A 13715-nucleotide genomic window follows, 5' to 3' on the forward strand; every position below is an offset into this window, starting at 1 on the left:
CCAACTTATGTCCGGCATTCCCCACGATCACTACGAGCCGAAGTCAAACGGCGAAAAGTGGCTGCACAGCCGCCTTCCCATTGTCGGCTTAATGTACGACACCCTGATGATTCCTACGCCCAAGAACCTGAACTGGATGTGGATCTGGGGTATCGTTCTGGCCTTCTGCCTGGTGCTGCAAATCGTTACCGGCATCATGCTGGTTATGCACTACACGCCGCATGTCGATCTGGCCTTCGCCAGCGTCGAACACATCATGCGTAACGTGAATGGTGGCTATTTCATCCGCTATCTGCACATGAACGGCGCGTCGCTGTTCTTTGTTGCGGTCTATATTCACATGTTCCGTGGTCTTTACTACGGCTCCTACAAAGCCCCGCGTGAGATCACGTGGATCATCGGTATGCTGATCTACCTGATGATGATGGGCACAGCCTTCATGGGCTACGTTCTGCCTTGGGGTCAGATGTCCTTCTGGGGTGCGACCGTGATCACCGGCCTGTTTGGCGCGATCCCGTTTGTGGGTGATGCGCTGCAGACATGGCTGCTGGGCGGACCCGCTGTGGATAACGCCACGCTGAACCGCTTCTTCTCGCTGCACTATCTGCTGCCGTTCATCATTGCGGCGCTGGTTATTGTGCATATCTGGGCCTTCCACACCACCGGCAACAACAACCCCACGGGTGTTGAGGTACGTCGCGGCTCAAAGGCCGAGGCTGAGAAAGACACGCTGCCCTTCTGGCCGTATTTCGTGATCAAGGATCTCTTCGCTCTGGCGGTCATCCTGGTCGTGTTCTGGGCCATCGTGGGCTTCATGCCGAACTATCTGGGCCACCCCGATAACTATATCGAGGCCAACCCGCTTGTGACGCCTGCACATATCGTGCCCGAATGGTACTTCCTGCCGTTCTACGCGATCCTGCGCGCCTTCACCGGCGAGGTTTGGGTTGTTCAGTTCGCCAGCTTCATCACCGGCGGCATCATTGATGCGAAATTCTTCGGTGTTCTGGCGATGTTCGGCGCGATCCTGGCCATGGCGCTGGCGCCCTGGCTGGACACCTCGACGGTGCGTTCGGGTCGGTATCGTCCGATGTTCAAATGGTGGTTCTACCTGCTGATCATCGACTTCTTTGCTCTGATGTGGCTGGGTGCGATGCCCGCGGAAGAGCCCTACGCGACCTTCTCGCTGATCGCGTCTGCGTACTGGTTTGCGTATTTCCTCGTAATCCTGCCGCTGCTTGGCGTGATCGAGAAACCTCTGGCCCCGCCTGAGACCATCGAAGAAGACTTCAACGCGCATTATGGCAAGGCTGACGCCGACGCCACGCCGGCCGAGTAAGAAGAGGGACCGGAAACATGTTCAAGAAACTTGCAATCGGCGCTGCGTTTGCCCTGGCCCTTACCCCTGCCGCTTCTTTTGCGGCAGGCGCTTACGACACTCATATCGAGGATTTCGACTTCTCGTTTGAGGGTCCGTTCGGAACCTGGGATCAGAACCAGCTGCAACGCGGCCTTCAGGTCTATACCGAAGTCTGCGCGGCCTGCCACGGCCTGCAATACGTTCCTCTGCGCGATCTGGAAGCGCTGGGTTACAGTGAAGAGCAGGTGATCACTTACGCGGCGGACAATTTCGAGGTTTTCGACCCCGAATTGGACGATTTCCGCCCGGCGATCCCGACTGACCACTTCCCGGCGAACAACGGTGTTGGCGCGCCGGACCTGAGCCTGATGGCCAAAGCGCGCGCGGGCTTCCACGGCCCCTACGGTCTTGGCATCAACCAGCTGGTCAAAGGCATGGGCGGCGCGGAATACATCGCCTCTCTGCTGGACGGCTACACTGGTGAAGAGAAGGAAGAGGCAGGCACGATCCTTTACGAAAACAAGGCCTTCCCTGGAGGCTGGATTTCGATGGGCCCGCCGCTGTCCGAAGATCAGGTTGAATTCGCCGATGGCCACGCGGCCACCGTCGAAGCCATGTCCGAAGACGTCGCAGCCTTCCTGATGTGGGCCGCGGAGCCCAAGCTGACAGACCGCAAGAACGCCGGTTTTGTCGGCGTGATCTTCCTGACCGTCCTGTCGGTGCTGCTGTATCTGGTCAACAAGCGCCTGTGGGCACCGCATAAAGGCAAGCTGCGCGAGCAGTGAAGCTTTTGAGCTTTTGAAGTTTAAGACCCCCGCGCCTATCCGGTTGCGGGGGTTTTTCTTTTTGAGGGGGCAGAGGGGCTAGCCCCTCTTGGCCGGCGGCCAATTCACCCCGAGGTATTTATGGCCAGATGAAGAGCGGATCAGGCTTGCAGCTGGGTCGCAGTTTGCCCTGTGATCGTCGCGGTGACGATCTGGCCTTCGGGATGGGGGGTGTCGAAACTAACCTCGGTGAATTGTTCGGTACGGCCCATATGCGGGTTTTCCATGAGGATGTGATGGGTTTGACCGATCTGGGCTGAGAGGTGTTTGGCGACCTGCGCCTCTCCGGCTGTGCGCAGGCGGGCGGCGCGGTCCTTGATGATCTTGCCGTTGACCTGCTGTGGGATGCGCGCCGCTGGCGTGCCTTCGCGTTTGGAGTAGGGGAAGACGTGCAGCCACGTCAGGTTGCAGTCCGTGACCAGCTTGAGGGAGTTTTCGAAATGCGCCTCGGTTTCCGTAGGGAAGCCAGCGATGATGTCGGCGCCAAAGGTCATGTCGGGGCGCAGGCTGCGTGCCTCTTCGGTGAAACGGATGGCGTCATCGCGCAGGTGGCGGCGTTTCATACGTTTCAGGATCAGGTCGTCGCCATGCTGCAGGGACAGGTGCAGATGCGGCATCAGTCGAGGCTCGGTCGCGATGGCCTGCATCAGGTTTTCGTCCACCTCGATCGAATCGATCGAGCTGATGCGCAGGCGCGGCAGATCGGGCACGAGCTTCAGAATGCGCATGACCAGATCGCCCAGTTTGGGCTGAGCGGGCAGATCCGCGCCCCATGAGGTCAGGTCAACGCCGGTCAGTACGACCTCGTTATAGCCTTTGTCGACCAGCCGTTTGATCTGATCCACGACCACACCAGCGGGTACACTGCGAGAGTTCCCGCGGCCATAAGGGATGATGCAGAAGGTACAGCGATGATCACAGCCATTCTGGACCTGCACATAGGCGCGTGAGCGGGTGCCGAACCCGTCGATCAGGTGCCCTGCCGTTTCGGTGACCGACATGATGTCATCGACTTGAACGGTTTCGGTTTCGCCGATGAAATCAGCCGCCATGCCTTTCCAGGTGTCGGGCTGCATCTTCTCGGTATTGCCGATCACCGCATCAACTTCGTCCATGGCCGAGAAGGTCTGCGGTTCCGTCTGCGCGGCGCATCCGGTCACGATCAGGCGCGCGTTGGGGTTTTCGCGGCGCAGCTTGCGAATCTCTTGCCGTGCCTTGCGCACCGCCTCGGCAGTCACGGCGCAGGTGTTCACGATCACCGCATCTTGCAGACCCGCTTTCTGAGACAGCTCTTTCATCGCCTCAGTCTCATAGGCGTTCAGGCGACAGCCCAGAGTGGTGAATATCGGTGCGCTCATTCCAGTGACCTCAGGAATTCCAGGGTCAGAGTGCCCGAGAACACATGGCAGGTCGGCCCGGTCATCCAGACGCCATCATCGCGCCAATCGATCCAGATTGTGCCGCCGTCCAGCTCGATCTGCACCTTGCGCCCCGTCAGGCCGCGCCGGGCCGCGGCGACGGCTGTAGCGCAGGACGAGGACCCTGAGGCCAGCGTGATGCCCACACCCCGCTCCCAGACACGCATACGGATGTGGTCCGGCCCGATCACCTGCGCCACCTGCACATTGGTGCGTTCGGGGTAGAGGGGATGGTGTTCGTACCGCGCGCCGAACTCGGCCAAGGGGATCGCTTCCGCGTCGTCCACGAAAAACGTGCAATGGGGGTTGCCCATGCCTGTTGCCGAGGGCGTGCCCTCAATCGGCAGTTCCAGCGTGTCCATCTCTTCAGCCAGAGGTATGTCCTGCCAATCTAGCTGGGGCTGCCCCATATTGACGGAGGTCAGGCCGTTGCCTGCATCCTGCGCGTATAACGTGCCGCGCTCGGTAGTCAGGGTCAGCTCTGTTTTGCCGCTCTCTTCCATCAGGAAACGGGCGATACACCGTGTGGCGTTCCCGCAAGCGGCCGAGGTCGACCCGTCCGCGTTATAGAACACGAGATGCGCGTCAGCCGCTCCGTTTTCGATCACGGCCAACTGATCGAATCCCACACCAAACTGGCGGTGCCCGATTCCCTTTGCCAATGCAGCGCTGATCGACGTCGCCTGTGCGCGCGCGTCGACAATAACGAAGTCATTGCCCAGCCCGTGCATCTTCATGAAGGGCAAACCGGTATCGAGTCTCTGTTGCATGGCGGGCATATAACGTTGGTCCTACGATGAATCCACCCTGCGGTGACGATTCCTGAAAAAAGGGCTTGACCCCCCTGCGCCACCTGCCTAATTAGGCCGCCTATCGGGTCGCCGGAAACACTGATTACCCTGGCGAAACGAGGTGCAAAATAAGGTCTTGAACCCGGTTGGGAAAATGCCTTAAAGAGCGCCACGGATCATAAAGATCCAGACAAAAGAGTGGGCCGTTAGCTCAGTTGGTAGAGCAACTGACTTTTAATCAGTGGGTCGCAGGTTCGAATCCTGCACGGCTCACCACTTTTTTCAGAGCGATCGAAGGAATGGATGAGAGTGCTTATCGCCTATGGTGGGAGACTCGTATCCAAGCGACACACTTGTGCGTCTATGCCAGGTTTTTTGAGGATCGGCTTTAAATCCACCAAATCGGGAAGCGGTTGAACTGGCAGTTCCGGTCCGCAACACTACCTTTGGTTGTTTGAAAAAAGTACATTTTTATTTAAACGTGCTATTTGGCGACTTTCTAGTGGATTTCCGCCTGCGCGATTCGAAAAAATTGGCAGATTCAGCTAGATTTGCTATCGTTTAGTCAAAGGGTGTAAAAAAACCCGGGGGCAAAAATCGAGCAGAAATCAGGCAAATCTTCACAGGTGGTGTGGGTTAAAATACCCGAGCATCTCAATGGCACTCGGCGCGGGTTGTTTTTCTTGTGGGCCGAGGTCGAGCGTGCTCGGGTGGAGGCCAAGGCCGCGCCACCGCCCTCTGAGGCGCGTCAGCCCGAGTCGAACAAGATATTCGGTTGGGTTGACGAGTTTATCTTCTATGAACGCGACATGGCGGAGCAGCCGGATCAGCGCGCCGAGGCCCCGTCGGGCCGTCACAGTTTCTCGAAGAACAGGATGACCTCGCCTATACGGACGCCAAAACGCGAAACATAGGCGCGGTTCAGCAGGCGGTCATCTTCCAGAAGCCACATCCAGTCGTCAAAGTTTACACGCATGGTGCCCTCTTTGATCGGCAAGTCGATTTTGTATTTCCAGTTGAAGGTATCACCACGCTCGATCCCTTCGGCCACACCAAGAACACCCGGAGCAGTGCCGGTCCAGGTGTCTTCGCCGGTTTTGGTTAGGGTCCAGATGCGCTGTTCCGTTGCGCCGTCATCGTAGACGAAATCCTCGACCAGCGTCAGAGTTTCTCCGTTCCAGGTGCCGTCAATCTCAACCGTGAATCGGCGCGGCACATTGCCCAGAACATCCTGGAACTGACCATAGGCCACGGTCTTGCCTTCGAAGAATTCTTCAAGGTTTAGCTGCCGGTCGGACAGAAAGCTTTTGGGCACCCGTGGCTTGGCTGAGCAGGCCGCGAGCAGTGTCAGGCTGGCGATTGCGACCAGTGAGATCAGAAAACGCAACCGGGTCATTGCAGCGGCCTGTTTTCAGCATCCGCATCATACCCGTTTGCACCGGGTAGATGTGCGGACTGCACCTCTGGCGCGGGTCGCATGGTTGCCACCAGTTCAGCCACCTTGAGGCCGAATTTGCGCATCTCTGAGCGGTTCATGATCGCTCCGTTTTCTGTCAGGTACATCCAGTCGGTCACGTCCAGCGTGTGCCCTCCGGCGTCTTCGGGCAGGATGATCCGGTAGGATAGCTTGACGGTCGAGCCCGAAATCACGCCTTTGCCTTCACCGACGATATCGTCCGCTGTGGCTGTGAACGTGTTGCCGGTGCCCAGTGTCAGATACCACTTTCGGGTCATCTGTTTGCCGTTGGAATAGGTGAACCACTCGGCCAGAGTGCCCGTGTTTCCATCCCATTCACCGACCATGCGCGCGACAAAGCTGTTCGACATCTTGCCATTGGGGCCATAGATCAGCCCCTCGGACAGGATATCTCCGTTCAGGTGTTTGCTCAGTGAAAACTCTGGCCCCGTTCCCGAATAGTCAGCCGGGGATTGTGAGCGAAAGCTCAGGAACCGTCTTTTGACCGCCACGACAACGAGGATGGCGAGCAAAATCACAACAAGCGTATTCATTTGGCTGGGACCTCCGTAGGCAGGGTCAAGACCATCCCGAATGCGCCCAGCTTTAGGATGCAGGGCAGCAGGGCATAGGCGAATGTGAGCGTGTTTAGAGCCTGTGCTGAGTTGGCTTGACCGGGTGAAAAGCCGCTGCGTTCCAGCAGGGGCAGGGTGAAAAAGGCAGCGAGCGCGAGGCCCAGCTTGCCAGCAAAAGACCAGATGCCAAACGCGGCCGAGGCATTCAGCCCCGCGCGTGTAAGCACCACGGAAAACATGGCGGGCAGGATTACGATATCCGCCCCTGCCGCTGCGCCCGAGGCCAGGCAGATCAGGGCAAAAGCGGTCAGCTCTCCGGCCGAGAGGGTGGCTGCGCCGATGAAGGAGGCGATGCCCAGCGGCATGGCGATCATCAGCGTCTGTTTCGGGCCGATCCGATTGCTGAGTCGCGCCCAGAGGGGCACGCTAGCCCCGGCGCTCAGGAAGAACAGGATCAGTAGTGGGCCGGCCATACCGGAAAGTTGCAGTTTGTCCTCGACGAAGAACAGAAACAGCGTGGCTGTCAGGGCGATCGGCAGGCTGTTGATCAGCGCCAGAACCAGCAGGCGGAGGGCGCCGGATTGTCCGAGCGCGGTGAACGAGAGGCCCTCGCCCGTGATGGGTGTGCGTCGCCACATTGGTATGGTGACGATCAGGGTGAGCAACGCCAGCGCGCCCAGAAACAGGCCAAAGGCGGGATAGCCCTGTCCCTGCGCGCCGAAGGCAACGAACAGGGCCGGAGCACTGGCAGCCAGCACAACTCCGGTCAGTTGCCCGCCTTCGCGGAAGGCGGCGAGGCGCATCAGCTCTTGCGGATCGGCCTGTTTGGCCAAAGTTGCGCTGCGCCCGTAAAGCAGGATTGTGCCCAGGCTGTAGGCCGAAAACAGAAGCACGAGGATGGCGATCAGCGCGCCAACGCTGGCCCCGTCCGGCAGGCCGAACAGCAGCGGAAACCCAACAGCCAGCCCAAGCGCCGCCAGAGCGGCAAACAGCAGTTGCGCGCCTGGCCAGCGGTCGATGGCCCAGCCGATCAGCGGGTCTTGCAACAGATCGACCAGCCGGATCACCAGCAGCACGGTTCCGATCACCCCAAGGCCAATGCCCAAATTCACCGCCGCAAAACGCGGCAGGTGAATATAGAGCGGGATACCCGCCGCAGCGAGCATCAGCGCATACAGGCTGACCCGGGGATACAGCATCACTGCCCCTTCAACTGCCGTGTAAAACTGGCGGACCGAGTGTTGTCGCCAAGAAAAATCGACATGAACGATTTCTTGATGCCGGTGTTGGTTAGTGTGCAGGTTTGTGCACCATTGCGCCAAAACCCAACTTTGTTAGGTCCTTCGGATATGGCCAGATAGCTGTCACCTTTGCTGACTGCTTGAAAACAGGTCTCTAGCTGGGCCTTTGTCGGCGCGGGATTGCCTTGCCTCGCCATCTCATCCAGCGTCGACTCTACAAGAGCCTTTTGTGCGAGGTTTTTTCGATAAGTCAGTTGCAACCCGAAATCCTCGGTCCAATTGAAAGCCGCTCCAGCAGGCGTGAATAGCTTGGCGTCATAGACAGGCAGGCCCAAGAACCTAAATGTCGAGCTGCCCAAAAGCTTGGGATCACTCAGTTCGCTGGACAGAGGCGACGCCACTGCCCCACCACTCGACAGTAAGGCGATCGACAGCAGCGCTACGCGCAAAGTGGATTTATTCGGCGGCCACATGGATGGCCGGATCTTTTTCAAGAATGCCATTGTCAGCTCCGGTTATGTGCGGGGCGCCGCGCAAGCGGTCGACGACATGCATCGCGCTGGCGATCCCGTCTTCGTGGAACCCGTGCCGGTTATAAGCTCCGGCGTACCAGGTGTGATTCTGTCCCTGCATGTCGCGAATCTGTCCCTGCGCTTTCAGCGCGGCTTTGTCGAAAACCGGGTGGGCGAACTCGACTTGGTCATAAATCTTGTCCTCGTCAATTTGCGAAGACGCGTTCAACGATACAAAGAGCGGATCGATGTCCGGGATGTTCTGCAAGCGGTTCATCCAATAGGTCACACCGACATCCCCGGCTTGTGAGCGATAGGTCCAGCTGGACCAGCAGGCGCGCCGCTTTGGCATCTGGCTTTCATCACAATGCAGGATCGCGTGATTGGGCTGATAGCGGATCGCACCAAGGGCCGCGGCCTCATCCGCTGTGGCGTCGTTGCCCAGAATGGCCAGCGATTGGTCCGAGTGGGTCGCAAGGATGATCTCGTCAAACTGATCGGCATGGCCTTGGCTGGTGACCATTACGCCGGTCTCATGACGCTGTACGTGATCTACCGGAGCCGCCAGACGGATGTCGCATCCGCGCGACCGCAGCGCGGCATCTATCCGGCGCACATACTCGATACTGCCGCCTTTGACCGTATACCACTGGTGCTGGTTGGCGCGCCCGCTGGCAAGCAGGGCGTGGTTGCGGAAAAACTGCACCAGCGAGCGGGCCGGAAACTGATCCACAAACTCAACCGGGGTGGACCAGATCGCGCCGCACATCGGCATCAGGTAGTTGTGGCGGAACCAATGACCCAGGCGCATTTGATCCACCAGTTCTCCGATCGTTGTGTCGTCATCCTTCGCCGCATCCGGGGCCTCTTTACTGAAGCGCAGGATGTCTGAGATCATTTTGTAGTAAGACGGGCGCAGCAGGTTGCGTTTCTGGGCTGTCAGAGTGCGCAGCGTGTTCAACCCGTATTCAATGCGACCATTGTCGATCGTAGCGCCAAAGCTCATCTCGCTTTTCTCAACGGGGACGTTCAGTTCATCAAACAGCTTGGTCAGGTGGGGGTAGGTCGCGTAGTTGAAGACGATAAAGCCGGTATCGACCGGTTGGTCTCCGTTCTTACCCGCCATCACTGTTCGGGCATGCCCGCCAAGGCGCGGCTCGGCCTCGTAAACGGTAATATCGTGCTGTTCTGAAAGGTAGTAAGCTGCGGAAAGTCCTGAAATGCCTGCACCTATGACTGCGATTTTCTTGCGCTCGCCTCGCGTTTCGTCGAACATGTGATCCCCTTAAGTGCGACATTTATCTAGGGATACGTAGCAGGTTCTGACGCGGATCAATCAGGTTAGATTATATTTCCCAACGCACTATATTGTGACTTCGTGGCAAAATTCCCTCAGCTGGGGATGATCCGACCGGTTGGCTTGGTCGTAAAATATACATGATAGCTGAAGCAGAACCGTAACCGCGCATGGGGCGTTGTTTCATGGTTCCACGTTGGGGCAGGCATGACCGGTTTCGAAGTAAAGACGTATTGGATTGTAGGCGCGAGCGAAGGGCTCGGGCGCGCTTTGGCCCAAGGGCTAAGCGAGCGCGGCGCGCATCTTGTCCTGTCGGCGCGCAATGCGGATCGGCTGGCCGAGATCTGCGCAACCCTTCCCAATGCGCGTGCGGTGCCTTTTGACGTGACCGACCTTGAGGCCGTGCGCCGTGCCGTGGCTGAAGTCGGAGAGGTCGATGGTCTTGTCTACAACGCCGGAGCCTATGAGCCTATGCGCACCGGTGATTGGGATACCGAGGCGGTCTTGTCGATGACCGACGTGAACTACACCGGTGCCCTTCGGGTGTTGGGTGAAACCGTGCCGGGCTTCGTGAGCGCCGGACGCGGGGATATCACTCTGATCGGCTCTTTGTCGGGCTATCGCGGTTTGCCTGCGGCTGTGGGCTATGCGGCCAGCAAGGCGGCGCTGGTCTCGCTGGCCGAGACCATGCGGTTTGATCTGGCGGGTACGGGCGTGACGGTTCGGATCGTCAATCCCGGCTTTATCAAAACCCGCCTGACTGAGAAGAACAATTTCAAAATGCCCATGCTGATGTCGGCTGAAGACGCGGCAGAGCGTGTGATCAAAGCGATGTCGCGCCGCCGGTTCCGCACCGATTTTCCGGCCCCGTTTTCCTGGGTGATCCGGTTGCTGGACTATTTGCCCGATATCCTGATTTATCGCGGAAAATAGACCCTAATTAGGACTTCTAGCCAAATTGCCCCTGGCAGAACCAGCCTGCGGACATGGTGCCGCCGTGGCCATAAAACAGCCAGAGCCTCTCGCCCTGTTCGGTCACCACAACCCAGTAATCGCGCACGCCGCTGCGCCAGTTGGGGTCATCCAGCCACCATTCTGGCGCGATCCGTTCCGGGCCTGTGGCCTGTGCCAATTGCCAATCACGCCCGCGCCAGCGAAAGGCGGAAGGCACATCCGGGGTTTCCGGGGCCATTACCGGCTCGGGCTGCCACATCTGCAGGGGGCGCGGGCGTGGTGGCGCAGGCCAGTCTCGCGCCGGTTCGGACCATGCCGCTGCTAGCACTTGCGCGGTTTTCTCGGGAATGTGTGAAGCAGCGGGGTGACGCCTTGTAATGACCTCCAGCCCCACCCGTGCGCCCAGTTTGGCCATAAGGTCTTCGACGGCGGTGTTGCCCTCAAGCCGGTTGCGGGCCACACGGCGGGCCTCGGCATGACCGGCAATGGTGCGGGCGTGGATGGGTTCGGTCTGCACCGCCTCAAGCCGTAGCATGTCAATGCCATAGCCCGCGTCGATCTTGTCGATTTTCATCTCTAACAAAGGGCGAATGCGGTATTTGTCATAGGTCGGGCGGGCCAGCCCAACCTCGATGACCTCGGCCGCCTGATCTGCACGATGGGCCTCCAGCCGCAGGGTGCGGACGCCGCGGCCCTTTTCTTCCAGCTTGGAGCAGAGTGTCGGCAGAACCCGGTCGATGGCGGCCATCACATCCTCGACCAACCCAATGGGATTGGGCAGAGTCATCCGTACCGCGAAGTGATGTGGCGGGCGGGCGGGCGAGACCGGCTCGGGTGCGCTGCCCATCGCCTGATCCAGCCGCAAGACCAGCCCACGTCCGAACCTGCGGGCGAGGGAGGCGCGGGGTTGGCCCAGAAGATCCCCAATCCGGCGCAGGCCGAGACGGTTCAACTGCGCGACGACCTGATCCTCGAGCCGCAGCGCCGCGATGGGCAGCGGGCTGAGCGCGCCATAAGACTGCCCCGGGGCTGCGATCCGGGCGCCGCCGCCCAAGGCCACCACTTGCGGTGCGGCTCCGCCCTTGGTCCAGTGTCGTCGCTTGCTGGCTCGGGCACGGGTGGCGCGGGCCTCTTGACTGATGGCGTCGCCGTTGCGGTCGGATATGGCCTCTTGCCCGGCATAGCGCGCCAGCGCCCAGGCCGCGCCCAACGTGTCGGCAATGCCCATCTGCACGCTCAGACCCATATCGGCGCAGTCGACCTCAAGCACGCGCAGTAACGCCTCTTCCCCGCCAAACAGATGCGCGCAGCCCGAGAGGTCAACGATCAGCCCGTCCGGAGCCTCTTCGGCGACCCAAGGGCTGAACTTGCCTGCCCAGCGGCGCAACGCGGTCAGGAACGCGGCTTCGGCCGGGGCGTTACGGTGCCGCGTGATCAGGGACGCACACATGGCATGTGCATCGCGCACCGGCTGGCCCACCTGCAGCCCGGCGGCCTGAGCTTCGGCGTTCAGAGAGGTGATCACCTGCATGTTCGACTGCTCGGCCACTACAGCCAAAGGCCCGACATGCAGCCCCCGCGCGGCGCGGATCAGCCGTTCAGCCCCCAGACGGGGAAACCAGAGTGAAAGTATTCGGCGTTTTGGCATCGGCAGACATCAAAATGTTCCCATTTTGTTCTTATCCGAGAATCAGCGCCGGAGTCCACGCTTACCCGCAGGTCAGGCGCTGAATGATGCCCGCACCGTTCACGAAGACATTCAGCCGGTCGATGCGGTAGTCTTGTGTCGCAATGTCATTGGGTCCTAACACCCGCGCGCGCTCGGGCAGGCTGGCCTGAATGGTCGAAACCGGCTGGCCGATGGAATCCGCAAACGGATCGCCTTTGCAGAAGGCCAGATCGACAGGCGCAGCCTCGGGCTCAAGGTCTGCTCCTTCCAAGGTCGAGGTTTCGGCGCAGGCGGCCAGAAGGATCAGGATCGGGATAAATCGGTGCATTGGCGTTCCCCAGTATGACAATGTCGTTTCTGCAATATCAAATGTTTAGCCAATCTGCCATGAAAGTGCAGTTGAAAACACCCTGCATTTGACGCAGGGTCGGGTCAAACAAGACTGGGAGACAAGCACCATGCGCACCCGTGCAGCCGTCGCCGTTCAGGCTGGCAAACCTTTGGAAGTGATGGAGGTGAACCTCGAAGGCCCCAAGGCGGGCGAGGTTTTGGTCGAAGTAAAGGCCACCGGCATCTGCCATACCGATGAATTCACCCTGTCCGGCGCGGATCCCGAAGGCCTGTTCCCGGCCATTCTGGGCCATGAAGGCGCAGGCGTCGTGGTCGAGGTCGGCCCGGGCGTCACCAGCCTGAAGCCGGGCGACCATGTGATCCCGCTCTACACACCCGAATGTCGGGAGTGTGAATACTGCCTGCATCCAAAGACCAATCTGTGTCAGGCGATCCGTGAGACTCAAGGCAAGGGCTTGATGCCCGATGGCACCTCGCGCTTCTCGACTTTGGATGGCGACCCGATCCTGCACTACATGGGCTGCTCGACCTTCGCCAACCACACAGTCCTGCCTGAGATCGCGCTGGCCAAAGTGCGTGAGGACGCACCCTTCGATAAGATCTGCTACATCGGCTGTGGCGTTACCACCGGCATCGGCGCTGTGATCAACACCGCTAAGGTGGAAATCGGCAGCCGCGCCATCGTGTTCGGTCTGGGTGGTATCGGCCTGAACGTGATCCAGGGCCTGCGCCTTGCCGGAGCCGACCAGATCGTCGGTGTCGACCTGAACCCATCGAAGGTCGAAATGGCCACCAAGTTCGGCATGACGGATTTCGTTAACCCGAAAGAGGTCGAAGGTGATCTGGTGCCCTACCTGGTCAACCTGACCAAAGGCGGAGCAGACTATACGTTCGACGCGACCGGCAATGTCGGGGTGATGCGCGACGCACTGGAATCAGCGCATAAGGGCTGGGGTGAGTCGATTATCATCGGCGTTGCACCTGCGGGGGCTGAGATCTCGACCCGTCCGTTCCAGCTGGTCACTGGTCGTTCCTGGCGCGGCACCGCCTTTGGCGGCGCGCGGGGTCGGACCGATGTACCCAAGATCGTCGACTGGTACATGGAAGGGAAGATCGAGATCGACCCGATGATCACCCACACCATGGGTCTGGACGACATCAACCACGGTTTCGACCTGATGCATAAAGGCGAGAGCATCCGCTCGGTGGTGGTCTACTAAGGCTCTAAACCAGTTGAATTCGCTTAAGCGGCGCGCTGTCTGGCGCG

At 59.6% G+C, this 13715-nt stretch carries 13 protein-coding genes and 1 tRNA gene; 5 read left to right on the top strand and 9 right to left on the bottom strand.

What is annotated here, in order from left to right:
- Positions 1 to 7: 7 nt before the first annotated feature.
- Together petB and ACXAH8_RS16725 are read left to right on the top strand one after the other, a co-directional pair.
- Entirely contained in the window at positions 8 to 1339 is a 1332-nt protein-coding gene (gene petB / locus ACXAH8_RS16720; RefSeq protein WP_170379706.1) for a cytochrome b, read from the top strand.
- Positions 1340 to 1356: 17 nt separating this feature from the next.
- On the top strand, positions 1357 to 2145 hold the full coding sequence (locus ACXAH8_RS16725; RefSeq protein WP_170379704.1) for a cytochrome c1: 789 nt from the start codon (positions 1357 to 1359) through the stop codon (positions 2143 to 2145).
- 140 nt (positions 2146 to 2285) lie between these two features.
- On the opposite strand, the gene mtaB is transcribed toward ACXAH8_RS16725, so the two are convergent.
- The gene (gene mtaB / locus ACXAH8_RS16730) at positions 2286 to 3542 is read right to left on the bottom strand and encodes a tRNA (N(6)-L-threonylcarbamoyladenosine(37)-C(2))-methylthiotransferase MtaB (protein WP_475219921.1); all 1257 of its coding nucleotides are present in this window, start codon (positions 3540 to 3542) and stop codon (positions 2286 to 2288) included.
- Positions 3539 to 4381, bottom strand: coding sequence for a diaminopimelate epimerase (gene dapF / locus ACXAH8_RS16735; protein WP_475219922.1), 843 nt, complete (start codon positions 4379 to 4381; stop codon positions 3539 to 3541). Before dapF ends, mtaB begins: the two co-directional genes overlap by 4 nt.
- A gap of 212 nt (positions 4382 to 4593) precedes the next feature.
- Here dapF and ACXAH8_RS16740 point away from each other — a divergent pair.
- Positions 4594 to 4669: transfer RNA gene (locus tag ACXAH8_RS16740), tRNA-Lys, on the top strand.
- A gap of 577 nt (positions 4670 to 5246) precedes the next feature.
- On the opposite strand, the gene ACXAH8_RS16745 is transcribed toward ACXAH8_RS16740, so the two are convergent.
- The 5 genes from ACXAH8_RS16745 to ACXAH8_RS16765 are packed head-to-tail and all read right to left on the bottom strand — an operon-like array spanning position 5247 to position 9453.
- The gene (locus ACXAH8_RS16745; RefSeq protein ID WP_475219923.1) at positions 5247 to 5789 is read right to left on the bottom strand and encodes a DUF3833 domain-containing protein; all 543 of its coding nucleotides are present in this window, start codon (positions 5787 to 5789) and stop codon (positions 5247 to 5249) included.
- The gene (locus tag ACXAH8_RS16750) at positions 5786 to 6403 is read right to left on the bottom strand and encodes a DUF3833 domain-containing protein (protein WP_475219924.1); all 618 of its coding nucleotides are present in this window, start codon (positions 6401 to 6403) and stop codon (positions 5786 to 5788) included. Before ACXAH8_RS16750 ends, ACXAH8_RS16745 begins: the two co-directional genes overlap by 4 nt.
- Positions 6400 to 7623, bottom strand: coding sequence for an MFS transporter (locus ACXAH8_RS16755; RefSeq protein WP_475220032.1), 1224 nt, complete (start codon positions 7621 to 7623; stop codon positions 6400 to 6402). Before ACXAH8_RS16755 ends, ACXAH8_RS16750 begins: the two co-directional genes overlap by 4 nt.
- Positions 7623 to 8168: a hypothetical protein gene (locus ACXAH8_RS16760; protein ID WP_425084801.1), complete on the bottom strand. Its 546-nt coding sequence runs from the start codon at positions 8166 to 8168 to the stop codon at positions 7623 to 7625. The genes ACXAH8_RS16755 and ACXAH8_RS16760 overlap by 1 nt, the downstream gene beginning before the upstream one ends.
- Positions 8122 to 9453 carry an NAD(P)/FAD-dependent oxidoreductase gene (locus tag ACXAH8_RS16765; protein ID WP_475219925.1) on the bottom strand — a complete coding sequence of 444 codons (1332 nt, stop codon included), beginning with the start codon at positions 9451 to 9453 and terminating at the stop codon, positions 8122 to 8124. The genes ACXAH8_RS16760 and ACXAH8_RS16765 overlap by 47 nt, the downstream gene beginning before the upstream one ends.
- Before the next feature lie 228 nt (positions 9454 to 9681).
- Between ACXAH8_RS16765 and ACXAH8_RS16770 the strand changes: the two genes are divergently transcribed.
- The gene (locus tag ACXAH8_RS16770; protein WP_475219926.1) at positions 9682 to 10407 is read left to right on the top strand and encodes an SDR family NAD(P)-dependent oxidoreductase; all 726 of its coding nucleotides are present in this window, start codon (positions 9682 to 9684) and stop codon (positions 10405 to 10407) included.
- A gap of 16 nt (positions 10408 to 10423) precedes the next feature.
- On the opposite strand, the gene ACXAH8_RS16775 is transcribed toward ACXAH8_RS16770, so the two are convergent.
- A complete protein-coding gene (locus ACXAH8_RS16775) occupies positions 10424 to 12076 on the bottom strand; it encodes a DUF6504 family protein (RefSeq protein WP_475219927.1) in 1653 nt (550 codons plus the stop codon).
- A gap of 61 nt (positions 12077 to 12137) precedes the next feature.
- The gene (locus tag ACXAH8_RS16780) at positions 12138 to 12425 is read right to left on the bottom strand and encodes an I78 family peptidase inhibitor (RefSeq protein ID WP_170722047.1); all 288 of its coding nucleotides are present in this window, start codon (positions 12423 to 12425) and stop codon (positions 12138 to 12140) included.
- 130 nt (positions 12426 to 12555) lie between these two features.
- Between ACXAH8_RS16780 and ACXAH8_RS16785 the strand changes: the two genes are divergently transcribed.
- Positions 12556 to 13668 carry an S-(hydroxymethyl)glutathione dehydrogenase/class III alcohol dehydrogenase gene (locus tag ACXAH8_RS16785; RefSeq protein WP_170379545.1) on the top strand — a complete coding sequence of 371 codons (1113 nt, stop codon included), beginning with the start codon at positions 12556 to 12558 and terminating at the stop codon, positions 13666 to 13668.
- Positions 13669 to 13715 lie beyond the last annotated feature (47 nt).

The organism is Ruegeria sp. ABV3_008 (assembly GCF_056161185.1).